Here is a 390-nt window from a genome sequence, read left to right on the forward strand (position 1 = left end):
AAACGAAACAAGCGATATACCAAAGTACACTCCGCCGATCATGGCAAGCGTACCAAGCATATAAAACAATGTACAGAAAAACAGTTTAATAGGTGTATTCTCTCCAACAAAGCTGTTAGGAAATACCAAACAATAAATTGTTAGACTAAGCACAAGACCACAAGCAGTTATTAATCCTGACAATGCAAATGTCTTTGGAGGCGGCGGTTTAATGGTGCCTTCGTCAACAAATCTTTTGTAGTTATACCAAAATAATGCCTTGTTAGCCATAATTATGTCACCTCAATTCCATCATATAAAAAAGCTCTTGTCTAACAGATATCTTCCAACCCCTTATAATATGCTTGCTGGGCGTCATTTAAACTATCCCATGCCGAAGCTTTAGCATTT

1 protein-coding gene is annotated in these 390 nt (G+C 37.4%); it reads right to left on the bottom strand.

What is annotated here, in order from left to right; all coding sequences use genetic code 11:
• Positions 1 to 270, bottom strand: a 270-nt coding sequence (locus QVO88_RS07385; RefSeq protein WP_288177879.1) for a hypothetical protein, incomplete at its 3' end; no start/stop codon positions are given.
• Positions 271 to 390: the final 120 nt, after the last annotated feature.

This window comes from Ruminococcus sp. CAG:57 (genome assembly GCF_000435935.1).
Lineage (GTDB): Bacteria > Bacillota > Clostridia > Oscillospirales > Ruminococcaceae > Hominimerdicola > Hominimerdicola aceti.